Source organism: Pseudarthrobacter naphthalenicus, from assembly GCF_029076445.1.
Lineage (GTDB): Bacteria > Actinomycetota > Actinomycetes > Actinomycetales > Micrococcaceae > Arthrobacter > Arthrobacter naphthalenicus.
The window spans coordinates 21,214-42,824 of the sequence record NZ_JARESG010000006.1 but is presented as its reverse complement, the minus strand read 5'-3'; the positions used below and the strand labels follow the sequence as shown (position 1 = coordinate 42,824).

Annotated in this window: 21 protein-coding genes; 15 read left to right on the top strand and 6 right to left on the bottom strand. The window is 66.3% G+C overall.

Annotated elements, in window-relative coordinates:
* Positions 1-16 precede the first annotated feature (16 nt).
* The 11 genes from PY310_RS07695 (at position 17) to PY310_RS07645 (ending at position 12,671) form a co-directional block, all read left to right on the top strand.
* Positions 17-1,396, top strand: coding sequence for a 2-hydroxycarboxylate transporter family protein (locus tag PY310_RS07695; RefSeq protein WP_275213786.1), 1,380 nt, complete (start codon positions 17-19; stop codon positions 1,394-1,396).
* A gap of 107 nt (positions 1,397-1,503) precedes the next feature.
* Positions 1,504-2,040: a gamma carbonic anhydrase family protein gene (locus PY310_RS07690; protein WP_275213785.1), complete on the top strand. Its 537-nt coding sequence runs from the start codon at positions 1,504-1,506 to the stop codon at positions 2,038-2,040.
* A 36-nt stretch (positions 2,041-2,076) separates the two neighbouring features.
* Positions 2,077-3,765, top strand: a complete 1,689-nt coding sequence (locus PY310_RS07685) for a thiamine pyrophosphate-binding protein (RefSeq protein ID WP_275213784.1) — start codon at positions 2,077-2,079, stop codon at positions 3,763-3,765.
* A gap of 22 nt (positions 3,766-3,787) precedes the next feature.
* A complete protein-coding gene (locus PY310_RS07680) occupies positions 3,788-4,441 on the top strand; it encodes an IclR family transcriptional regulator (RefSeq protein WP_275213782.1) in 654 nt (217 codons plus the stop codon).
* A 155-nt stretch (positions 4,442-4,596) separates the two neighbouring features.
* Positions 4,597-6,087 carry a fumarylacetoacetate hydrolase family protein gene (locus PY310_RS07675; RefSeq protein WP_275213781.1) on the top strand — a complete coding sequence of 497 codons (1,491 nt, stop codon included), beginning with the start codon at positions 4,597-4,599 and terminating at the stop codon, positions 6,085-6,087.
* On the top strand, positions 6,080-6,751 hold the full coding sequence (locus tag PY310_RS07670) for a GntR family transcriptional regulator (RefSeq protein WP_275213780.1): 672 nt from the start codon (positions 6,080-6,082) through the stop codon (positions 6,749-6,751). The genes PY310_RS07675 and PY310_RS07670 overlap by 8 nt, the downstream gene beginning before the upstream one ends.
* A gap of 88 nt (positions 6,752-6,839) precedes the next feature.
* On the top strand, positions 6,840-8,354 hold the full coding sequence (gene hpaE, locus PY310_RS07665; RefSeq protein ID WP_275213778.1) for a 5-carboxymethyl-2-hydroxymuconate semialdehyde dehydrogenase: 1,515 nt from the start codon (positions 6,840-6,842) through the stop codon (positions 8,352-8,354).
* A 112-nt stretch (positions 8,355-8,466) separates the two neighbouring features.
* On the top strand, positions 8,467-9,552 hold the full coding sequence (gene hpaD, locus PY310_RS07660; protein WP_275213776.1) for a 3,4-dihydroxyphenylacetate 2,3-dioxygenase: 1,086 nt from the start codon (positions 8,467-8,469) through the stop codon (positions 9,550-9,552).
* A 2-nt stretch (positions 9,553-9,554) separates the two neighbouring features.
* Positions 9,555-10,340 (top strand): 2-oxo-hept-4-ene-1,7-dioate hydratase, encoded by a 786-nt coding sequence (gene hpaH, locus PY310_RS07655; RefSeq protein WP_275213775.1) that lies wholly within the window; start codon positions 9,555-9,557, stop codon positions 10,338-10,340.
* Entirely contained in the window at positions 10,325-11,143 is an 819-nt protein-coding gene (locus PY310_RS07650; protein WP_275213774.1) for an HpcH/HpaI aldolase family protein, read from the top strand. Before hpaH ends, PY310_RS07650 begins: the two co-directional genes overlap by 16 nt.
* A gap of 22 nt (positions 11,144-11,165) precedes the next feature.
* A complete protein-coding gene (locus tag PY310_RS07645) occupies positions 11,166-12,671 on the top strand; it encodes an NAD-dependent succinate-semialdehyde dehydrogenase (protein WP_275213772.1) in 1,506 nt (501 codons plus the stop codon).
* 21 nt (positions 12,672-12,692) lie between these two features.
* Here PY310_RS07645 and PY310_RS07640 read toward each other — a convergent pair whose 3' ends face one another.
* From PY310_RS07640 to PY310_RS07630, 3 genes are all read right to left on the bottom strand, one after another.
* Positions 12,693-13,460 (bottom strand): glucosamine-6-phosphate deaminase, encoded by a 768-nt coding sequence (locus PY310_RS07640; RefSeq protein WP_275213770.1) that lies wholly within the window; start codon positions 13,458-13,460, stop codon positions 12,693-12,695.
* 86 nt (positions 13,461-13,546) lie between these two features.
* Positions 13,547-14,278, bottom strand: a complete 732-nt coding sequence (locus tag PY310_RS07635; RefSeq protein ID WP_275213769.1) for a FadR/GntR family transcriptional regulator — start codon at positions 14,276-14,278, stop codon at positions 13,547-13,549.
* A 118-nt stretch (positions 14,279-14,396) separates the two neighbouring features.
* Complete coding sequence (locus PY310_RS07630) at positions 14,397-15,194, bottom strand: alpha/beta hydrolase (protein WP_275213768.1); 798 nt, start codon at positions 15,192-15,194, stop codon at positions 14,397-14,399.
* Positions 15,195-15,392: 198 nt separating this feature from the next.
* Between PY310_RS07630 and PY310_RS07625 the strand changes: the two genes are divergently transcribed.
* The 4 genes from PY310_RS07625 (at position 15,393) to PY310_RS07610 (ending at position 18,305) form a co-directional block, all read left to right on the top strand.
* Positions 15,393-16,127 carry a GAF and ANTAR domain-containing protein gene (locus PY310_RS07625; RefSeq protein WP_275213767.1) on the top strand — a complete coding sequence of 245 codons (735 nt, stop codon included), beginning with the start codon at positions 15,393-15,395 and terminating at the stop codon, positions 16,125-16,127.
* 245 nt (positions 16,128-16,372) lie between these two features.
* Positions 16,373-17,149, top strand: coding sequence for a GAF and ANTAR domain-containing protein (locus PY310_RS07620; RefSeq protein WP_275213766.1), 777 nt, complete (start codon positions 16,373-16,375; stop codon positions 17,147-17,149).
* A 141-nt stretch (positions 17,150-17,290) separates the two neighbouring features.
* Positions 17,291-18,031: a GAF and ANTAR domain-containing protein gene (locus PY310_RS07615; RefSeq protein ID WP_275213765.1), complete on the top strand. Its 741-nt coding sequence runs from the start codon at positions 17,291-17,293 to the stop codon at positions 18,029-18,031.
* Entirely contained in the window at positions 18,018-18,305 is a 288-nt protein-coding gene (locus PY310_RS07610) for a hypothetical protein (protein WP_275213764.1), read from the top strand. Before PY310_RS07615 ends, PY310_RS07610 begins: the two co-directional genes overlap by 14 nt.
* 171 nt (positions 18,306-18,476) lie before the next feature.
* On the opposite strand, the gene PY310_RS07605 is transcribed toward PY310_RS07610, so the two are convergent.
* The 3 genes from PY310_RS07605 to PY310_RS07595 all read right to left on the bottom strand — a co-directional run bounded on the left by PY310_RS07605 (position 18,477) and on the right by PY310_RS07595 (position 21,573).
* The gene (locus PY310_RS07605) at positions 18,477-19,334 is read right to left on the bottom strand and encodes an IclR family transcriptional regulator (RefSeq protein ID WP_275213763.1); all 858 of its coding nucleotides are present in this window, start codon (positions 19,332-19,334) and stop codon (positions 18,477-18,479) included.
* Between the two features lie 11 nt (positions 19,335-19,345).
* Positions 19,346-20,170: a creatininase gene (locus tag PY310_RS07600; protein ID WP_275213762.1), complete on the bottom strand. Its 825-nt coding sequence runs from the start codon at positions 20,168-20,170 to the stop codon at positions 19,346-19,348.
* A 149-nt stretch (positions 20,171-20,319) separates the two neighbouring features.
* Positions 20,320-21,573 carry an aminopeptidase P family protein gene (locus PY310_RS07595; RefSeq protein WP_275213761.1) on the bottom strand — a complete coding sequence of 418 codons (1,254 nt, stop codon included), beginning with the start codon at positions 21,571-21,573 and terminating at the stop codon, positions 20,320-20,322.
* Positions 21,574-21,611: the final 38 nt, after the last annotated feature.

Genomic DNA, 21,611 nt, shown 5'->3' with positions numbered 1-21,611 from the left:
ACCAACGGATCCAGCCATGAACGAGACCTCCCCCGGCCCCGCCGGCGGAATCGAGCATCCGGTAACGCGCACTGCGGGACCACGGCCCGGGACGCACTACCCCGGCCGGCTGGGCTTCCGCATCGCCAGCGTCCCCGCTCCCCTCTATCTCGTCCTCGCCGGCCTGGTGGTCATCGCTGCCCTCACGGGCCACCTTCCGGACACCATGGTGGTGGGCTTTGCCACCACCATCCTGCTGGGCGGCCTGTTTATCTGGCTCGGCAACCTGTTCCCGGTTGTCCGCGACTTCGGCCTCCCCACCATCCTGTGCACCTTCGTCCCGGCCACCCTGGTGTTCCTTGGCGTGATGCCCGAAAACATGGTCACAGTGGTCAAGAACTTCGTCGACGGCCACGGCTTCCTGGACTTCTTCGTGGTGGGCATCATTGCCGGCTCCATCCTCGGCATGCCCCGGGCCCTGCTGCTGAAGGCAGGCCCGCGCTTCGCGGTCCCCGTCGTCGGCTGCCTCATCGCCACGTTTGTCCTGGTGGGGCTGCTCGCCTCGGTGACCGGGTTCGGCTTCATCGAGGGGATCCTCTTTATCGCCGCCCCCATCATGGCCGGCGGCCTGGGCGTCGGCGCCCTTCCCATGTCCAAGATGTACGCCTCGGCGACCGGCGGCGATTCCGCAGCCTTTATGGGCGACCTGATGTCCGCCGTCGTGATGGCCAACGTGGTGTGCATCCTCATCGCCGGCATCTACAACGGGCTCGGCAAGCGTAAAAAGCAACTCTTCGTCGGCTTCAACGGTCATGGCCAGTTGCTGCGGATCAGCGGCCGGTCCGACGAGCTCACCCTCCCTCCCAAGCGCGACACTTCCTCGTTCATCGCCCTCGGCAAGGGCCTGCTCATTGCCGGCAGCCTGTTCATTTTCGGCAACCTGGTGGCCGCCTTCATTCCCGGCCTGCACCCCTACGCCTGGACTATCCTCGCCGCGGCCGCCGTGAAAATCTTCAAACTGCTCCCGCAGGACGTGGAGGACTCCACAGCCGATTGGGGCGACCTGATCGGCGCCATCCTGGTGCCCGCCCTGCTGGTCGGCGTCAGCATCACCTACATCGACATGACCCAGGTCTTCGCCGCGCTCAGCAATCCGCTGTTCATCCTGCTCACCGTCTGCACCGTGGTGATTGCCACGCTTTCCTCGGGCGTCCTGGGCTGGCTGGTGAAGTTCAACTTCGTTGAGGCCTCCATCACGCCGGGCCTGGTCATGGCCGACACCGGCGGCAGCGGTGACGTGTCCGTCCTGAGCGCCGCGAACCGCATGCACCTCATGCCCTTCGCGGCGCTGACCAACCGCCTCGGCGGTGCGCTGGTCCTCTTCGTCACGTCGCTGATCGTCCCGTTCCTCGTCTAGCGGCCTGTCAGCCAGCAACGTCTTCTCACACAGCAACACGGAATCACGACGGCGGTGCCCCGCACGTTCTGCGGGGCACCGCCCTTCCACCTCATCTAAGGGAACCCATGACTGCACACATCCTGGCCGTCGACGGCCGCAACCCCGCACTCTCCGAAGACGCCTGGATAGCTCCCACCGCCGTCGTCGTCGGATCTGCGGCCATTGGTGCCGGTACCGGAATCTTTTACGGCGCCGTTGTCCGGGCGGATATGGAGGACATCAGCATCGGTGCGGGCAGCAACATCCAGGACGGCGCTGTTGTTCACGCCGACCCCGGCTACCCGGCCCGGATCGGCAGCAACGTCAGCGTGGGACACGGCGCCGTCCTGCACGGCTGCACCGTTGGTGACGGGTCGCTGATCGGCATGAATGCCACAGTTCTCAACGGAGCCGTAATCGGGGCCGGTTCCCTGATCGCCGCCAACGCGCTGGTCCTTGAGGGCACCGAGGTTCCGCCGGGATCCCTGGTGGCAGGCGTCCCCGGAAAGGTGCGCCGCCCGCTCACAGCCGAGGAAATTGACCACTGCCGCCGGAACGCGGCCACCTACACCGAGCTCACGCGGAAGCACCGGCACGCAGAGCCCCTCGTCCCGTCCGTCTGAGACGCCGGGCCCGAATTCAGCAGGATGAGAGAAACCATGACCAGCACCAGCACCGAAGTTCCAGCCACCGGCAACGCCACCAAACTCCCGGACGAGGGCAATGTGGCGGCGATCGTCGCCGACGTGGTGGCCGAGCGCGCAGGCCATCTGTTCGGGCTGATGGGCAACGGCAATGTCCACCTCATCAGCAGGCTCACGCGCCGCGGTTTTCCGTTCACCTCGGCCCGGCACGAAGCCGCCACCGTGTCCATGGCGGACGCCTACCACCGGGCAACAGGAGGCGTTGCCGCCGCCACCACCACCTACGGCGCCGGCTTCGCCAACGCCTATACAACCCTCGCCGAGGCCCGGATGGCCCGCATCCCGCTGGTTTTGGTGGCGGGTGATGCACCCACCACCGGGCTCCGTCCTTTCGACATCGACCAGGCCAAGGCTGCTAAGGCGGCGGGTGTGGTTACCCTGGTGGCCCGCCCGGGCAACGCCGCCGCCATTACGCACCGCGCATTCGATCTCGCACTGCAGACCGTCCAGCCCGTGGTCCTGGCCATTCCCTACGACCTTGCCACTGCGCCGCCTTCGGTTCCCGAGCCGCTCGAACCGCTGCCTGCCAAACCGGCGTGGCCTGCCGATCCGGACGATCTGGACCGGGTCGCGGGCCTGCTCGCCGGCGCGGAACGGCCGCTGATTCTGGCGGGGCGCGGTGCCCTGTTGGCCCGGGCCACTGAACCGCTGCGCGGTGTGGGGGACCGGCTCGGCGCACTGTTCATGACCTCAGTCATGGCAGCAAACGCCTTTGACAGCCCCTGGGACCTGGGCATCGCCGGTGGCTTCACCCGCAGCCACCGCCTCGACGTTGCCCGCCAGGCCGATGTGGTGCTGGTGGTGGGAGCCAGCCTGAACACCTTCCAGACACGCTACGGAACCCTGTTCCCGCCAAGCACCAGGATCATCCGGGTGGACAACGAGCCGGACCCGGGTCTGGGCGCAGCGGAGTACATCCGGGCCGACATCCGCCCCTTTATCGAGGGGCTGTTGAAACGCATCCCCGCGGCCGCCCCCACCTGGCGGGACCGGGTCCCGGAGGTGTCCCAGGCGGAGTTCCGCTCCTCGCACCCCAGCGAAGACGCGGCAGAGTTCGGTCCGGACGGCCGCCTGAATCCCCGGGCCGTCGTCGCCGCCCTGGACCGGATCCTCCCGGCAGAACGCTCGGTGGTGATGGACGGCGGGCATTTCATCGGCTGGGCGCCGATGTACCTTTCGGTGCCGGACCCGCACGCCATGATCTTTGTGGGTACGGCGTTCCAGTCCATTGGCATGGGCTTTGGCTCCGCCGCCGGCGTCTCGGTGGCTCGCCCGGAACGCACCACCGTCCTGGTCAGCGGTGACGGCGGCGGCCTGATGGGCCTGGCCGATTTGGAAACCTTCCTCCGGGCCACGCGCAGGGGCGTCGTGGTGGTCCTCAACGACTCCGCCTACGGGGCCGAACTTCACCAGTACGCTGCCAAGGGGCTCCATGACCAGGCCATGCTGATTGACGAAGTGGACTTTGCCGCCGTCGGGCGCGCCTTGGGGGCGGAAGGCTCCAAAGCTCACACCCTGGCCGACCTGGGCCGGTTGCAGGAGTGGCTCGCCACTCACGAGGAAGGCGTTTATGTCCTGGACGTTGCCATATCCCAAAAAGTGGTGGCCGAATACATGGCTGAGTCCGTGGCCGCCAAGGGCTGAGCGGACGCCATAAGCTGGCCATATGCCCTCTCCTGAGACCAACGGAAGCAACCGCACGCTCGAACGTGCCGCCGCCATCCTTGATGCCGTGGGCCGGTCCGCCTTGTCAGCCAGTGAGCTGTCGCGGCGGACCGGCCTGTCGCTGTCGACGGCGCACCGGCTTGCACTGCAGCTCGCGGACTATGACTTCCTGCGCCGCACGGACAGCGGAGCGTTTCGGATGGGTGACCGGTTCGTCCGGTCAGCCCTCGAGAATGCCGGCATATCTGTCCTCAATGACCTCCGGGACCAAACCGGCGAGACAGCGCAGCTGTGGGTGCGGCGGGGGGATGAACGCGTCTGCCTCTACAGCGCCGACAGCCGGCACGAGCTCCGCGCCACCCTGCCCGCAGGCTCCAGGCTGCTCCTGCCGCAAGGCTCCAGCGGCCGCCTCCTCGCCGCGGAAGAGGACACCCTTGCCGAGTTGTCCCTGACCGGCTGGATTGAATCGGTTGGTTCCCGCACTCCCGGCCTTGGCTCTGTCAGCGCTCCCGTGCGCACCGGGGAAGGAATGGTCGCCGCGGTCTGCCTGGCAATGCCCCTCGCCCGGGTATCGGAATCGCCGGGAAAAGATCACGGGGACCTGGTGGTCACGGCTGCGCGGCGAATCGCCGAGGCAGTGGAACTGCGCATCTAGGCGTTACACCCTTAGGCAGTGTGCATCCAGGCCTCTCAGGCCGGTTCTGCCGGATGAAACTCACCCTCAAACTACTTCCCATTTGGGGGTTGACAGGCCTCACTCGTTGGGGAATAGTCATCGTATACGATTTCGTACTTGATGAGGAGACGGTTTTGGAGCAGGTCAACGGGGACATCCTCGCAGCGGCACGCAAGGTGATCGCAGTGCACATCAACTACCCCAGCCGGGCCGCCCAGCGGGGCCGCACGCCGGCCCAGCCGTCCTACTTCCTCAAGCCCTCGTCATCGCTGTCCCTCAGCGGCAGCGCGGTGGAACGCCCCGCAGGGTGCGAACTGCTCGGCTACGAGGGCGAGATTGCCCTGGTCATCGGCAAGGCCGCACGGCGGGTCAGCATCGAGGACGCCTGGAGCCACGTTGCCGCCGTGACCGCCAGCAACGATCTGGGCGTCTACGACTTGCGCTACGCGGACAAGGGCTCCAACCTCCGGTCCAAGGGCGGCGACGGCTTCACCCCGGTAGGCCCCGCCCTCATCCCCGCAGACGCCGTGGACCCCGCCACCCTGCGCATCCGCACCTGGCACAACGGGGAGCTCGTCCAGGATGACACCACGGGGGACCTGCTTTTCCCGTTCCCCCGGCTGGTGGCGGACCTGTCCCAGCTGCTCACGCTCGAGGAGGGGGACATCATCCTCACCGGCACGCCGGCCGGCGCTTCTGTGGCTAAGCCCGGCGACGTCCTCGAAGTCGAGGTCGGCACCGCGGACGGGCGCCTCACCACCGGCCGGCTGGTCACCTCCGTGGCGGAAGGCACGACGCCGTTCGCTGAGTTTGGTGCCGCACCCATGGTTGATGACCTGCAGCGCGAGGAGGCGTACGGTTCCCGCGAGGCGGCGGGTTTGGCACCCTCCGAAGCGGCCGCCGTCGTGCCTGCCCTCTCCCCCGAACTGAAGGCCAAGCTGGAGAGCGTGGCCACCGCCACCCTGTCCTCCCAGCTGCGCAAACGCGGCCTCAACAACGTCAGCATCGACGGGCTGCAGGCCACCCGCCCCGACCGGCGCGTGGTGGGCCTGGCCCGGACCCTCCGGTACGTCCCCAACCGCGAGGACCTCTTCAAGACCCACGGCGGCGGCTTCAACGCCCAGAAGCGCGCCATCGATTCCGTCAACGAAGGCGAAATCCTGGTGATGGAGGCCCGCGGTGAGAAGGGCACCGGGACAGTGGGCGACATCCTCGCTCTCCGGGCCCAGGTCCGCGGCGCCGCGGCGATCATCACCGACGGCGGCGTCCGCGACTACACCGCGGTGGCCGGCCTGGAGATGCCCACGTACTTTGCCAACCCGCACCCTGCCGTGCTGGGCCGCCGCCACATTCCGTGGGACACGGACATCACCATCGCGTGCGGCGGCGCCACGGTCCAGCCGGGTGACATCATCGTGGCCGATTCCGACGGCATCCTGGTGATCCCGCCGGCCCTCGCCGAGGAACTGGTGGAGGACTGCATCCAGCAGGAAAAGGAGGAAGCGTTCATCTTCCAGATGGTCCAGGAAGGCAACAGCGTTGACGGCCTCTACCCCATGAACGCCGAGTGGCAGAACCGGTACGCGGAGTGGGAACGAACGGGAAGAGGGCCAGCCAATGACTGAGACCGCACTAACCGCCGCCGGCAGCAAGTCCCAGCAGGCCTACGAAGCGGTCAAGGCACGCATTGTGGGAGGCACCTACACTCCCGGTTACCGGCTGGTCCTGGCGGTCATCGCCAAAGACCTGGGCGTGAGTGTGGTGCCGGTCCGCGAGGCCATCCGCCGGCTCGAGGCCGAGGGGCTGGTGAAGTTCGAGCGGAACGTTGGCGCCACGGTGGCGGGGATCGACCCCACCGAGTACCTCTACACCATGCAGACGCTGAGCATCGTCGAAGGCGCCGCCACCGCGCTGTCAGCTCCGCTGATCGGCCCGGCCGATGTGGCCCGTGCCCGTGCGGTGAACGCGGAGATGCGCGAATGCCTGGAACACTTCGATCCGGTTCGCTTCACACAGCTCAACCAGGACTTCCACAGCGTCCTGTTCGAGCACTGCCCCAACCCGCACATCCTGGGCCTCGTCCACAGCGGCTGGAACCGGCTCGCCTCCCTGCGGTCCTCAACCTTCCGCTTCGTCCCGGGCAGGGCCCACAATTCCGTGGATGAGCACGAGTCGCTGCTCCGACTCATCGAATCCGGCGCCGACGCGGACGCCATTGAAAAAGCAGCACGGCTCCACCGCAGCGCCACCCTCGATGCCTACCTCGCGCAGGCCCAACCCCTCCAATAAAGCAACGCGGGGTCACTTAACGCCCGATAAACGGCCCCCATTGGGCGAGAAGTGACCCCGCGTTGGACTAGTAGCTAAGGAAACAACAATGACGTTCACTGCCGCAGAAGCCAGCACGCATTACGTGCCGCAGGACCTGCCCTCCCATATCCAGCACTACATCAACGGCCAGTTCGTGGACTCGGTGTCCGGCAAGACCTTCGACGTCCTGGACCCGGTGTCCAACACCAACTACGCCACCGCAGCGGCCGGCCAGAAAGAGGACATCGACCTCGCCGTCGCCGCCGCCCGTGACGCCTTCAAGAACGGCCCGTGGCCCAGGATGAAGCCGCGCGAACGCGCCCGGATCCTGAACAGGATCGCCGACGCCGTCGAGGCCCAGGAAGCCCGCCTGGCCGAACTCGAAACCTTCGATACCGGCCTGCCGATTACCCAGGCCAAGGGCCAGGCCCTCCGCGCAGCCGAGAACTTCCGCTTTTTCGCGGACCTGATCGTGGCCCAGTTCGACGACGCCATGAAGGTCCCGGGCTCCCAGATCAACTACGTGAACCGCAAGCCGATCGGCGTCGCCGGCCTGATTACCCCGTGGAACACCCCGTTTATGCTCGAATCCTGGAAGCTCGCCCCGGCCCTGGCCACCGGCAACACCGTGGTCCTCAAGCCCGCCGAGTTCACCCCGCTCTCCGCCTCCCTGTGGGCCGCCATCTTCAAGGACGCCGGCCTGCCTGACGGTGTGTTCAACCTGGTCAACGGCCTGGGCGAGGAAGCCGGCGATGCCCTGGTCAAGCACCCGGACGTGCCGCTGATCTCCTTCACCGGCGAGACCACCACCGGCCAGACGATCTTCCGCAACGCCGCCGCCAACCTCAAGGGCCTGTCCATGGAACTCGGCGGCAAGTCCCCGTGCGTGGTGTTCGCCGACGCCGACCTGGACGCCGCGATCGATTCGGCGCTGTTCGGGGTCTTCTCCCTGAACGGCGAGCGCTGCACCGCCGGCTCACGCATCCTGGTGGAACGGGCCATCTACGACGAATTCTGCGAAAAGTACGCCGCCCGGGCCAAGAACATCGTGGTGGGCGATCCGCACGATCCCAAGACCCAGGTGGGCGCCCTGGTCCACCCGGAGCACTACGAAAAGGTGGCCTCCTACGTGGAGATCGGCAAGTCCGAAGGCCGGCTCCTCGCCGGCGGCGGCCGCCCCGACCACCTGCCCGAGGGCAACTACATCGCGCCCACGGTGTTCGCCGACGTCGCCCCGGACGCGCGGATCTTCCAGGAGGAGATCTTCGGCCCGGTGGTTGCAATCACCCCGTTCGAGAACGACGACGAAGCCCTCGCCCTGGCGAACAACACCAAGTACGGCCTGGCCGCCTACATCTGGACCCAGAACCTGACCCGGGCGCACAACTTCTCCCAGAACGTCGAGGCCGGCATGGTGTGGCTCAACAGCCACAACGTCCGGGACCTCCGCACCCCGTTCGGCGGCGTCAAGGCCTCGGGCCTCGGCCACGAGGGCGGCTACCGCTCCATCGACTTCTACACCGACCAGCAGGCCGTGCACATCACCCTCGGCACCGTCCACACCCCCAAGTTCGGCGCCTAACCACCACTTGCAGCCCAACTGGGTAGCAGCATTTGTCGTTATGAGCCCCCAAAACGACATCTACTGCTACCTAGTTGGGGCCCCGCAACCCTTTCAAAGAAGAGAGCATCCCATGACCGACTTCATCCCCACCCCCACCGTCCCTGCCCCGGACATTGTCCGCTGCGCCTACATGGAAATCGTGGTCACCGACCTCGCCAGGTCCCGCGAGTTCTACGTGGACCTGCTGGGCCTGCACGTCACCGAGGAAGACGAGAACAACATCTACCTCCGCTCCCTCGAGGAGTTCATCCACCACAACCTGGTCCTCCGCAAGGGCCCCATCGCCGCCGTTGCCGCGTTCGCGTACCGGGTGAAGTCCCCCGCCGAAGTGGACGCCGCCGAGGCGTACTACCGCGAGCTGGGCTGCCGGGTTGAGCGCCGCAAGGAAGGCTTCACCAAGGGCATCGGCGATTCCGTCCGCGTGGAGGACCCGCTGGGCTTCCCCTACGAGTTCTTCTACGACGTGGAGCACGTGGAGCGCCTCACCCAGCGCTACGACCTCTACTCCGCCGGTGAACTGGTCCGCCTGGACCACTTCAACCAGGTCACCCCGGACGTCCCCCGCGGCCGCAAGTACCTTGAAGACCTCGGCTTCCGCGTCTCCGAGGACATCAAGGATTCCGACGGCGTCACGTATGCCGCGTGGATGCACCGCAAGCAAACCGTCCATGACACCGCCCTGACTGGTGGCAACGGCCCGCGCATGCACCACGTCGCGTTCGCCACGCACGAGAAGCACAACATCATCCAGATCTGCGACAAAATGGGCGCCTTGCGCATCAGCGACCGGATCGAACGCGGCCCCGGCCGCCACGGCGTGTCCAACGCCTTCTACCTCTACATCCTGGACCCGGACGGCCACCGGATCGAGATCTACACGCAGGATTACTACACCGGCGACCCGGACAACCCCACCATCACCTGGGACGTCCACGACAACCAGCGCCGCGACTGGTGGGGTAACCCGGTGGTCCCGTCCTGGTACACCGAGGCGTCCCTGGTCCTGGACCTGGACGGCAACCCGCAGCCCGTCGTCGTCCGTGAGGAAAAGTCCGAGATGGCCGTCACGGTCGGCGCCGACGGCTTCTCCTACACCCGCAAGGACGGGTCCCCCGAAGGGGACCGGACGGGCTTCAAACTCGGGGCGCAGCTCTAGCCATGCTGGATGCGAAGACGATCGAGGCCATCGCGGACGAGCTGGTGGAGGCCGGCCGGTCACGGACGCCCGTCTCCCGGCTGACGGCACGCTACCCGGAGATGACGGTGGAGGATTCCTATGCTGTGCAGCAGTTGTGGCGCCGCCGGAATGAGGAAGCAGGACGGACGCTGGTGGGCCGGAAGATCGGCCTCACGTCCCGGGCGATGCAGGCCGCCACCGGCATCACCGAGCCGGACTATGGCGCCATCTTTGATGACATGGTGCTGGACACGGGCTGTTCGGTGGAGTGGGACAAATACACGCATCCCCGGGTGGAGGTGGAACTGGCGTTTGTCCTGAAGGACGCCCTGAAGGGCCCCGGCTGCACCATCTTCGATGTACTCAACGCCACCGATTACGTGGTGCCGGCCCTGGAGATCCTCGATTCCCGGATCGAAATGGAGGGCCGCACCATCGTGGACACCATCTCGGACAACGCCGCGATGGGCGCCATGGTGATCGGCGGCCGTCCGGTCAGGCCCGACGCCGTGGACCTCCGCTGGGTCTCCGCCATCCTGTACAAGAACCAGACCGTGGAGGAGACCGGCGTGGCCGCGGGGGTCCTGGACCACCCGGCCAACGGCGTCCACTGGCTGGCCAACAAGATCGCCGCCCACGGTGACAGCATGAAGGCCGGGGACATCATCCTCGCCGGCTCCTTTACCCGGCCCATGTGGGTCAACAAGGGCGATACCGTCCACGCCGACTACGGACCACTGGGAGTTGTCACATGCCGCTTCGACTAGAAGACACTTTCCGGGACGCCCTCCGCGGACAGGCGGGCGAGGGGGGCCGTCCGCTGGCCGGCATGTGGGTGTGTTCCGGCAGCCCGCTGATCGCCGAACTCTGTGCCGGGTCCGGCCTGGACTGGCTGCTGGTGGACGCCGAACACAGCCCCAACGGGCTTGAATCCATCCTTGCCCAGCTCCAGGCCGTCAACGGCTACCCGGTCCACACCCTGGTCCGGCCGCCGGTGAACGACACCGTGCTGATCAAGCAGTACCTGGACCTCGGCGTGCAGAACCTGCTGATCCCCATGGTCAACTCGGCGGCGGACGCGGAGGCGGCGGTGGCGGCCACCCGCTACCCGCCGCAGGGAGTCCGGGGCGTGGGGTCCGCGCTGGCCCGCGCCGCCCGCTGGAGCCGGGTCCCGGACTACCTGGCCCGGGCCGGAGAAACCATCAGCGTCACGGTCCAGATCGAGTCGACCGCCGCGGTGGACTCGGTCGCGGAGATCCTGAAGGTGGACGGTGTGGACGCCATCTTCGTGGGCCCGTCCGACCTCGCCGCGTCCATGGGCCTGCTGGGACAGCAGGAACACCCCGAGGTGCGTGCCGCCGTCGAACACTGCCTCGCGGCTGCGAAGGCGGCCGGGAAACCCGCCGGCGTCAACGCCTTCAGCCCTGCGACCGCGGATCACTACCTTGCCAGCGGCGCCAACTTCATTCTGGTGGGCGCGGACGTGGCCCTCCTGGCCCGCGGCTCCGAGGCTCTCGCAGCCCGGTACATCCAACGGTCCGACGTCGACTCTCCCGCCACCAGCTACTGACCATTTTCCGAAGGACTTTTTGATGACACTTTCTGCGCTCTCCCCTGCCGTTTCGCCGGAGCGTACGGCCTCGCTCCTGGCTTCCGTCCCTACCGGCCTGCTGATCGGCGGGCAGTGGGTGGACGCGTCCGACGGCGGCACGTTCGATGTGCATGATCCCGCCACCGGGGAGGTGCTTGCCACCCTCGCCTCGGCAACCAGCCAGGACGCGGTCGCCGCGCTCGACGCCGCGGATGCCGTCCAGGCGTCCTGGGCGCGGACGGCGCCGCGGGAACGGGCGGAGATCCTGCGGCGGGCCTTTGACCTGGCGACCGAACGCGCCGGGGATTTCGCGCTGCTGATGACCCTGGAAATGGGCAAACCCCTGGCCGAAGCCCGCGGCGAGGTGACCTACGGTGCCGAGTTCCTGCGCTGGTTCGCCGAAGAAACCGTCCGGGACTACGGCCGCTACCTCACCACTCCCGAGGGCAAAAACAAGATCCTCGTCCAGCACAAACCCGTCGGCCCGTGCCTGCTCATCACGCCGTGGAACTTCCCGCTGGCCATGGCCACCCGCAAAGTGGCCCCCGCCATCGCCGCCGGCTGCACCATGGTCCTCAAACCCGCCAAACTCACCCCGCTCACCGCCCAGTACTTCGCCCAGACCATGCTCGACGCCGGCCTGCCCGCCGGCGTCCTGAACGTCGTCGCCTCCTCGTCAGCGTCCGGGATCTCGGGGCCGTTGCTGGCAGACTCCCGGTTGCGGAAGGTCTCCTTCACCGGCTCCACCCCGGTGGGCAAACGCCTCATGGCCGACGCCGCGCAGAACGTCCTCCGGACCTCCATGGAACTCGGCGGCAACGCCCCCTTCATCGTCTTCGAGGACGCCGACCTGGACGCCGCCGTCGAAGGGGCCATGGCGGCCAAGATGCGGAACATGGGCGAAGCCTGCACCGCCGCCAACCGGTTCCTCGTCCAGGAATCCGTGGCCCAGGAATTCACCGCCAAGTTCGCCGCCGCCATGGGCGCCCTGACCACCGGCCGCGGCACCGACCCCGCAACCCAGGTGGGACCGCTGATCGACGCCGGCGCCCGCGACGACGTGCACGCGCTGGTGACCGCCGCCGTCGACGCCGGCGCCACCGCCCTCACCGGCGGCTCCCCCGTGGACGGGCCCGGCTACTTCTACCCGCCCACCGTCCTGGCCAACGTGCCCAACGACGCCGCGATCCTCCGTCAGGAAATCTTCGGCCCCGTCGCCCCCATCACCACCTTCACCACCGAAGCGGACGCCATCCGGCTCGCCAACGCCAGCGAATACGGCCTCGCGTCCTACCTCTACAGCCGGGACTTCAACCGCCTCCTGCGGGTGGCCGAACAGATCGAATTCGGCATGGTCGGCTTCAACGCCGGCGTCATCTCCAACGCTGCCGCGCCCTTCGGCGGCGTCAAGCAGTCAGGCCTGGGCCGGGAAGGCGGTTCCGAAGGCATCGCCGAATACACCACCACCCAATACATCGGCATCGCCGATCCCTACGCCGGGCATTAGGACGGGTATTGGGACGGGCTCTTAGACGCCGGCGGCCGCTTCCGCCACCCGCACGGCCACCTGGCCGCTGCCCGGCGCCAGCTGTGAGGCGGCTGCCTCGTCGGCCACCACCGTCACGTGCGGGTGCCGCTGCAGGACTGACGCCGGGCAGCCGGCGGAGACGGGACCGTTCAGCGCGGCGGCCAGGATGGCTGCCTTGTCCGCACCATTGACCACCAGCAAAAGGTGCCGGGCCTCCATAATGGTGCCCAGGCCCTGGGTGATGCAGCGGAGCGGGACTTCCGCGGGAGTGCTGAAGTAGCGGGCGTTGGCCGCCCGGGTGCGCTCGGTGAGGACCTCCACGCGGGTCCGGGAGTCCAGGGCGGAGCCCGGCTCGTTGAAGGCCAGGTGCCCGTTGTGGCCGATGCCCAAAATCTGCACGTCGATCCCGCCGGCGGCGGCAATGGCGGCTTCATAGTCGGCAGCCGCCCGGCCGGGGTCCGCAGCGCTGCCGTCCGGCACGGCCACCCTGGCGGGGTCCAGGTGCAGCCGTTCAGTCACCTCACGCCGGATAACTTCCGCGTAGCTTTCCGGGTGGCCGATGGGCAGGCCCACGTATTCGTCCAGGGCGAAGCCGCTGACCCCTGACATGTCCACTGAATGGCCCGCGAGCGCCTTGTAGATAGGCAGCGGCGAGCCGCCGGTGGCCAGGCCCAGGACGGCGCCGGGTTTGCTGCGGATGACCGCGGCGAGGATCCCGGCGGCAACGGAACCGGTGGCGGCGGCGGTGGGTACTACGAAGATTTCCACGTCAAAGGCACTCTCTACGAAAAGCGGGCAGGGCTAAGTCCGCCCGCGGGTGCGGGCGCCGGGCAGGGCGTGTGGATGCGGCCGCGCTAGCTGGCCGCGACTTCCTTGAGTTTCAGGCGGATGCCGTCAAAGTGGCGCTGCAGGCGTTCGGAGGCCAGCGCTTTGTCCTTGTCGGCCACGGCCTGGTAGATGTCCCAGTGGACCCGGGTCTGCTCTTCGAGGTTGACCGGGCCGGTACCGAGAGCCAGGTGGATCTTGCGGTACACCTGCCAGAACACGTCCATCAGGTTGATCAGCAGCTCATTGTTAAGGGGCGCGTAAAGGCGGCGGTGGAACTCGGCGTCGTGCACGTACAGGTGCTCGCCGTTCTTGGCGGCCGCTTCCATCGCTTCCATCGTGGTGCGCAGATCCGCGAGGTGCTGGTCCGTGAGGAGGTCGATGGCGGAGCCGATCAGCCCGGATTCGAGGGCCTGCCGCACGTCGATCAGTTCCATGGCTTCTTCGCCCTTGTGGCGCAGCGACAGCCGGCCGCGGAAGGTCAGGCCGGAGACCAGGGCGCTGAAGTTGTTGGGGGCGACGAACATCCCGAAGCCGTGCCGGATCTCTATGACACCGAGCGCCTGCAGTACCTTCAGGGATTCGCGGACGGTGTTGCGGCCCACCCCGAGCTCGGCCGAGAGTTCACTTTCGGTGGGCAGGGCGTCCCCCACGTCCAGGCCACGCTCCAGGATGAGGTCCATGATCCGCGTCTGCAGGGCATGCGACCGGAGCTGCGCACTGAAACGGGCGGGTGAAACTTCCTGGGATGCGGTAGCCACGTGATCTCCTCCTTGCGCCGGCAGGCGACTTGTCTTACTCCTAGGGTACAGGAGATGGGATGTCCAATGTCTAGAGTGTCGTACCTAATTTCCGGAATCCGTACCCCAGGCCCCGAATCTAACCCAGGAGCGACCGAACCAGCTCGCGGCACGTGCGGTATGCGGCGGTTTTCGGGTCGATGAGGTCGTAATGGTCGCCGGGAACCGTCACCAACCGGACCGGCATGTGTGCTGACGTGCCCGCCTCGACGTAGGACTCGGACTGGCTCAAGGGAACGGTATCGTCGGCGGCCCCGTGAACCGCGATTACCGGCACCGCCAGCGGGAGGGTGGTCATGGGGTCCGCGTACCGGAGGCGGAGCGGATGGTCCGACGACGGTCCCCCCAGCAGGTTGCTCACCGCACCATTACTGAGGTTCAGCCGCTCCGCCTCGGCGAGGTTGAGGAGGCCGGACTGGCTGACCACACCCGTAAGGTGCACCGCGCCCTGCGGCGACGGCATCTGCCCGTGCACCTCCGGCAAGCCGCACTCGGCGAGTTTGTCCCGGCCGGCCGCCCAGACGGCAAGGTGGCCGCCGGCCGAATGCCCCAACGCCACCACGCGGTCCAGGCTCAGGCCATGCCCGGCCGCAACATCGCGCAGCTTGTCGAGTCCCGCCAGCACGTCCAGGAAGGTATGGGGCCAGCCTCCCCCGTTTCCGGCACGCCGGTATTCGAGGTTCCAGGCGGTCATGCCGTGGGCGGCCAGGTCCGTTGCGATCGGTTCCCCTAGTTCGGCGCCGTACTGCGGGCGCCAGTAGCCCCCATGAATAACCACCACTATCCCCTGGTGCGCACCGCCGTCGGGCACGTCCGGCAGGAAGAGCTCACCCCACTGGCTGGGGTCGCCACCGTACTGGTATTTGTGCCGCTTCACCCCATCCCCCACTTCTGTTGTGCCCTACTAATAGTTGACCCGGCCAGCCCGCGGCGCCCTGCAAAGAGCGTAATGTCGATAGTAGAAGATTTCGGGTGGCACAACGGTCCGGGGTTGACTATTCGGGCCGTGCGCGCAGAGAGCGCCCAGCCGCCAGCCGGGTCAGTGACCTCCGGCGATGCATGGAATCGAGGCCGCATGGCCGAGAACAACGCCCTCCCCACCGCCGAACAATTGCAGGACCTGCTGCTGGAGAGCCCCGGCTTCACCGAATTCCTTCTGGAACTTGCCGCCATTTCCGCGTCCCTGCTCGGCGGGGATGCGCCCATGCTGTGCGCCATTACGGTGGAACGCCAGAGCGGCCCGGCAACGGTGGCCAGCAGCTCCGCTGAAGCGCGCAGCCTCGATGAGCGCCAGTACGCTTACGACGACGGTCCGTGCCTGACCGCCCTGCGGCACCAGCGCACGGTCCACATCCCCGATCTTGAGGCGGACGAGAGCTGGGAGTGGTACGCAAAAGCCATTTCGAGCGAGGGAATCCAGACGATTCTGGCTGTCCCCATTCCCGCCGACAACGGCTCCCGGGCGGCGTTGAACTGCTATTCAACCAAAGCCCACGCATTCTCGGCGGAGACGGTCGCGGCAGTGGAAGATCACGCCAAGTCCCTTTCCAGGATCCTCCGCCTGGCCATGCGGGTGCATTCTCCTGAGCCCTATCCGGAACACCTCAGGTCCGCGCTCCGCTCCCGGGCGATCGTGGACTCAGCCGTTTCACTCATCATGGTGCACAACCGCTGTAGCCATGAGGCTGCGCTTGAGCTTTTGCAGTTGGCCTCCCGCAGCACCAACCGGCGGATGCATGACATCGCCCAGGACATCCTGCGCAACGCATCCGGGATTCCGGTGATTACCGGAGAGACCGATGATCAGTGACAGGGCTTCTTCCGAGCAGTCTGCCTTCGAACCGGACCCGCGCAAGTTTGCGGCGGCTCAGTTCCAGCGTGCAAACCTGACGGTCCCCGAGCTGTGGACCTACTATTGCGGAATCGGCGGCACTGCAGATGAAGTGGTGCTGGACGCCTATCTGAATGAAATGGTGGAGCTTCTCCCCTGCAGGTGGATCTGCTCCATACCGCCATCAAAGAGATCACGGCGGACTGAAGAGGAAGGGAGTGCCCATGTCCGAGGGAATCGATACGCGGAAGTTCCATTACGACGGCGGCCGGGAAGAGAGCGTGGAAGATTTTGTCCTCCAGCTCCAGGACGTCATCCTGCAAAGTTCCGACGTCCGTGACTTCCTCACGGATATGGCCGCCATCATGGTCTCGCGGCTGTCACAGAGCGGGAACCACATCTCGTGCGGGATCACCGTAATCCGGAACAAACGGCCCACCACGGTGGCAAGCAGCGATTCGCGGGCCCGGGCCCTGGATGAACTGCAGAACAGCTTCGGCGACGGGCCCTGCCTCACGGCCCTCCGGAACGGGACCGTGATCTACGTCCCGGATCTGGACTCGGAACCACGCTGGCCCAAATACAACGGTGCCGCACGCGCCGTGGAGATCAGATCCATCCTCGCCGTACCCATGCATCTCCAGGCACCCGCGCAGGCCGTGGTGAACCTGTACGCGCCCGTCCCGGACGGCTTCTCGCATGACGGGATTGACCAGGCCGAGAGCCTCACCGGCACAGCCGCGAAAGCCCTCGATATTGCACTGAACATGGCGCAGTTGCGTACTGCTCGTGATGACCTCTCCGCGGCCCTGAAATCCCGCACCGTTATCGACACGGCGATCGGCGTCATCATTGCCCAGAACAGGTGCCGGCGGGATGAGGCATTCGACATCCTGGTGAAGACGTCCAGCCACCGGAACATCAAGCTGAGGGAGGTGGCCGCCAGCATCGTCTCGTCGGTTTCCGGCGAACAGGAATTCCCTACCCCGTATGACGAATAGCCCGCTGTACGCGAATCGTGCCGCGCGGGGCTCTCGGCCCGGCGGACGCGTTAGGCTTTACCTGAAAGCGCTGAGCGGCCCGAAACAGGGTTATCCGGCCCTCCGATGGCCGGTCACGCTGAATGGCCGGAGGCAGAAAGTATGATCAAGAAATATCCCCTGGATGAACTTTCCACCGTCCTCGGCAGGATTATGGGGCTCCTCCTCACGGAAGAGAAGGTGGACCGCGCCGTGCAGCTGCTCTCGCGGGCTGTCCGGGACTCCATTCCGGGGACGCTGGGAGCCGGAGTTTCCATTCTTGACCCCAATGCCCGGCCTGTCAGTTCAGGGTCCACGGATGCCGTGGTTCAACGCGCTGATACCCTTCAATACGAACTGGTCCAGGGCCCCTGCCTCACCGCCTGGGCCACCGAGCAAAGCGTCCTGATCCGCGACGTGGCCAAGGATGGCCGGTGGCCGGGCTGGTGCTCAGCCGTGGCTGGCCTTCCCATCCGCTCAGTGGTCAGCACGCCACTCCTTACCGACGGCGAGGCCCTCGGCGCCATGAAAATCTACGCCGCAACCCCCAACGCCTTCGATGAGGCCACCACCACCCTCATGGAGCTGTTTGCCGCGCCCGCGGCAACATTGCTCGCGCACATCCAGACTACCGAAACCCCCGCACGCATCAGTGAAAGCCTCCAGGCAGCCCTCTACAGCAGGGACCTGATCAACCGGGCCTGCGGAGTCCTCATGGAGCGCCATACCCTCAGCGAGGACGAGGCCCTGCAACAGCTGATGAAGCAGGCGCGCACCTCGCGCACCACGCTCAGCGAAGTCAGCGCCGCCCTTTTGGCTGTCAGCACTGACCGGCCTAGAGGCACCAGTGATGGGCTTCGATAGCAGCGAACCCGAGCAGCGCCGCCGGCTCCAGGCAGCGCTCACTGCAGCACAAGTTACCACCGGCGACCTGTGGCTGTACTACTTCGGCATCGGCGGGACCGTGGGCGAGTACGAGGTGGAAGCCTACATGCAGGGACTGCTCTCCCTCCCACAGCTCCAGCGGGACCTGCTGGCCATGGCCGCGAACGAACTTACCGCCGGCAACGAAGGCCCCCGCGCACCCTACTCGGACGAAATCGACGCCGACGATCCCCCCAGCTCCGAACAGGCCTGACGCTCTCTCACTTAATGTGGGTTTTTACCCGACGCTCTCTCACTTAATGCGGCTTAAACCGGATCGCTCTCTCAGTTTCTTGAAGAAAGTGAGAGAGCGATCCGGTTTTTCCTGCATTAAGTGAGAGAGCGTTCCTGGGGGCGGGGTGGGGGCGGGGTGGTTTCCGGCGGGTCAGCCGGCGCTGGTTGCGCTGCCGGCCCCGGGCGCTTTGCCGCCCAGCCGCGCGGTGACCTTGTTGGCTGCCGCCATGCATGATTGGCCGAGGTTTTGGAGCCGCTCCTGGGAGACGCGGAACCGCGGGGCGGGGATGAGGACTGCTGCAACAACGTCGCCGCGGTGATCGTAGACGGGCGCGGCCACGCCCACTTCATCCAGTGAACTCTCCCCGTAGTTGACGGCCCAGCCACGCCGGGAGTCTTCTTTCAGGCGGACCAGGTAACCGTCGAGGCTGGTCTCATCCACCCCCGCGTAAGTGATGGCGCCGCTTCGGATGAGTGAACGCACGCGCTCCTCCGGTTCGGTGGCGAGGAACACCTGGACCGAGGCGCTCAAGGCATCGTTGTAACGGGCCCCCAGCGGGGTGGTGTGTTTGATCTGGTGCCGGCTCGCGATCTGCTCCACGCAGATGGACTGATTGCCCTCCCACATCATCAGGGCACTCGTTTCGCCCGTCAGTTCGGTGAGTTCGCGGAGGACCGGATAGGCGACGCGGCGCTCCTCCAGTTCAGCCAGCAGCGGTCCGGCGACGGCGATCAGCCCCAACCCGAGCCGGAAGCGGCGCGTGTCCTCGTCCCGCTCCACAAGGTTTTCCTGTTCAAAAGTCGCCAGGATCCGGGACACCGTGCTCTTGTGCAGGCCTACCCTGTTCGCAATTTCCGTGACACCCAGCAACGGCTCGTCCGCGGTGAAGGAGCGAAGCACGGCGATGGCGTTAACAATGACTGAGGCGCCCTTGGTGTCTGCCTTGCCGTTGGCCTCGGCCGGGTTGGTGCCGTTGCCGTTGGTGTCGAGGGAATCTGCTTTGCTCATGGTGCTCACTATCATTGCGCATAGTGAGCGGATAGCGGCGGCGCTGCAGGCATAACGCCTTCGCGGTTCAGCTCGCGGGCAAGGTCAACGGCCAGGTCTTCGACCACCTGCCGGTACAGCAGTTCGCCCTTGGCCGCACTGGAACCGGCGGCCGAGGAGAGACAGCCGGTGGCCGGCGTGCGCTCAGGAACCACCGGGAGCCTGTCGAAGCGTGGCAGGACGGCGGCTGGACCATCTACAAGGCGGTCCATGCCCACCCGGGCCGGCTCAAGGTGAAGCATCAGGGAGGTTTCCAGTACGCCGCCGTGCTCGATGTCCCAGCCCGGGAATCCGTCCGGGTAGACCTCCGTCAGGGTGTCCTGGCTGACGAAGTCCCAGTAGGAGAGCAGCAGCACGCTCTGCTTCGCGCCGGGCTTGATCCCCAGGTCTTCCAGGGCCAGGTCAATTCCTTCGTAGAGGAACTGGTAGTTCTCGAAGTGGCCGTTGACGAAGACCACGTGCCGGACGCCCTGGTTAAGGAAGGACTTGACCAGGTTGCGCGCCACCCCGATCAGGGTTGCGCCGTCCAGGCTGGTGGTCCCCGAGAGATGGTTGCCGCCCCCGGATTTCTGCTGCGACTTGTAGCCATAGGCGATGGGCTGGGCAACCAGGGCCCCCAGGCGCCGTGCAACACCATCCGCGAAGCGCGATGACAGCAGGGTGTCAGTTCCCAGCGGCAGGTGCGGGCCGTGCTGTTCCAGGGAACCGACAGGTATCAGGACGATCGCTTCCCCGGAGGACAGGACTTCGCGGTAGGCGAAGGCGTCCAGGTCTTCCAGAAATACTGACTTGTCCATGCTCGTGGTGCTCCTTGTGGGGGTGGTACAGGGTGGGGGTGGTACAGGGTGGGGGTGGTACAGGGTGGGGGTGGTACAGGGTGGGGGTGGTGGTGCCGGGAAAGCGGCGCCGTGTCAACCACGGCGCCGCTTTCCCGGCTCTCAGGTTGTCAGGCTCCGATGATGTTGTATTCGGGGCCGAACGGGAACTTGGTGATGTTCTCCGCACCATCTTCGCCCACCACGAGGATGTCGTGCTCGCGGTAGCCGCCGGCGCCCGGCTGGCCGTCCAGGACGGTGATCATCGGTTCCATGGAAACCACCATGCCCGGTTCCAGCACCGTGTCAATGTCCTCGCGGAGTTCCAGCCCGGCCTCCCGGCCGTAGTAGTGGCTCAGGACGCCGAAGGAGTGGCCGTAGCCGAACGTGCGGTTGGCCAGGAGGCCGTAGCCGACGTAGATCTCGTTGAGCTCGGCGGCGATGTCCTTGCAGACTGCGCCGGGCTTGATCAGTTCCAGGCCGCGCTTGTGGACCTCGACGTTGATGTTCCACAGTTCCAGCGAGCGGGCATCCGGTTCGCCGTAGAACAGGGTGCGTTCCAGTGCCGTGTAATAGCCCGAGGTCATGGGGAAGCAGTTCAGGGACAGGATGTCGTGTTCCTGGATCTTGCGGGTGGTTGCCCAGTTGTGGGCGCCGTCGGTGTTGATGCCGGACTGGAACCAGACCCAGGTGTCGCGGATTTCGGAGTCGGGGAAGGTGCGGGCGATCTCGTGCACCATCGCTTCGGTGCCGATCAGGGCCACCTCGTATTCGGTGATGCCGGCCGTGATGGCGTTGCGGATCGCTTCGCCGCCGAGGTCGCCGATGCGGGCGCCGTGCTTGATGACCTCGATTTCCTCGGCGGACTTGATCATGCGCTGGCGCATGGCCGCCTGGGCCACGTCCACCAGGGTGGCGCCGGAGAAGGCGGCCTGGATCTTGTTGCGGTTGTCCAGCGGCAGCGAGTCATCCTCGACGCCGAGGCGGCGCGGGTTGATGCCGCGGGTGCGCAGGACTTCCTGGATGGCGAAGATGTAGTTGTCCCGGCGCCAGTCCGTGTAAATGATGTTGTCGCCGTAGCTGCGGCGCCAGGGCATCCCGGCGTCGATATTGGCGGTGACGGTGACGTTGTCATCCTTGGTGACCACCATGGCGTAGGAGCGGCCGAAGGTGGTGAACAGGAAGTCGGAGTAGTACTTGATGGAGTGGTAGCTGGTGAGGACGACGGCGTCGAGCTCCTTCTCCGCCATGATGCGGCGCAGTCCCGCGAGACGGCGCTCAAACTCCGTGTCTGAGAACGTGAGGCTGACCTTTTTGCCGTTCTTCAGGACCTTGGTGCGCTCCAGTTCGGCGATGGACGAGGCGTTTTCGGTGGTGATGGTCATGGTGGTGCCTTTCTGTGGTGCAGTTACGTAAAGAGGGA

Excerpts from the sequence above, each read along its gene's own strand:
- hpaE (WP_275213778.1), top strand. The coding sequence starts at position 6,840 with ATGACGTTCACTGCCGCAGAAGCCAGCACGCATTACGTGCCGCAGGAC.
- PY310_RS07620 (WP_275213766.1), top strand. The coding sequence starts at position 16,373 with ATGTCCGAGGGAATCGATACGCGGAAGTTCCATTACGACGGCGGCCGG.
- PY310_RS07670 (WP_275213780.1), top strand. The coding sequence starts at position 6,080 with ATGACTGAGACCGCACTAACCGCCGCCGGCAGCAAGTCCCAGCAGGCC.
- hpaD (WP_275213776.1), top strand. The coding sequence starts at position 8,467 with ATGACCGACTTCATCCCCACCCCCACCGTCCCTGCCCCGGACATTGTC.
- PY310_RS07650 (WP_275213774.1), top strand. The coding sequence starts at position 10,325 with ATGCCGCTTCGACTAGAAGACACTTTCCGGGACGCCCTCCGCGGACAG.
- PY310_RS07605 (WP_275213763.1), bottom strand. The coding sequence starts at position 19,334 with ATGAGCAAAGCAGATTCCCTCGACACCAACGGCAACGGCACCAACCCG.
- hpaH (WP_275213775.1), top strand. The coding sequence starts at position 9,555 with ATGCTGGATGCGAAGACGATCGAGGCCATCGCGGACGAGCTGGTGGAG.
- PY310_RS07595 (WP_275213761.1), bottom strand. The coding sequence starts at position 21,573 with ATGACCATCACCACCGAAAACGCCTCGTCCATCGCCGAACTGGAGCGC.
- PY310_RS07600 (WP_275213762.1), bottom strand. The coding sequence starts at position 20,170 with ATGGACAAGTCAGTATTTCTGGAAGACCTGGACGCCTTCGCCTACCGC.
- PY310_RS07625 (WP_275213767.1), top strand. The coding sequence starts at position 15,393 with ATGGCCGAGAACAACGCCCTCCCCACCGCCGAACAATTGCAGGACCTG.
- PY310_RS07610 (WP_275213764.1), top strand. The coding sequence starts at position 18,018 with ATGGGCTTCGATAGCAGCGAACCCGAGCAGCGCCGCCGGCTCCAGGCA.
- PY310_RS07685 (WP_275213784.1), top strand. The coding sequence starts at position 2,077 with ATGACCAGCACCAGCACCGAAGTTCCAGCCACCGGCAACGCCACCAAA.
- PY310_RS07690 (WP_275213785.1), top strand. The coding sequence starts at position 1,504 with ATGACTGCACACATCCTGGCCGTCGACGGCCGCAACCCCGCACTCTCC.
- PY310_RS07615 (WP_275213765.1), top strand. The coding sequence starts at position 17,291 with ATGATCAAGAAATATCCCCTGGATGAACTTTCCACCGTCCTCGGCAGG.
- PY310_RS07695 (WP_275213786.1), top strand. The coding sequence starts at position 17 with ATGAACGAGACCTCCCCCGGCCCCGCCGGCGGAATCGAGCATCCGGTA.
- PY310_RS07645 (WP_275213772.1), top strand. The coding sequence starts at position 11,166 with ATGACACTTTCTGCGCTCTCCCCTGCCGTTTCGCCGGAGCGTACGGCC.
- PY310_RS07680 (WP_275213782.1), top strand. The coding sequence starts at position 3,788 with ATGCCCTCTCCTGAGACCAACGGAAGCAACCGCACGCTCGAACGTGCC.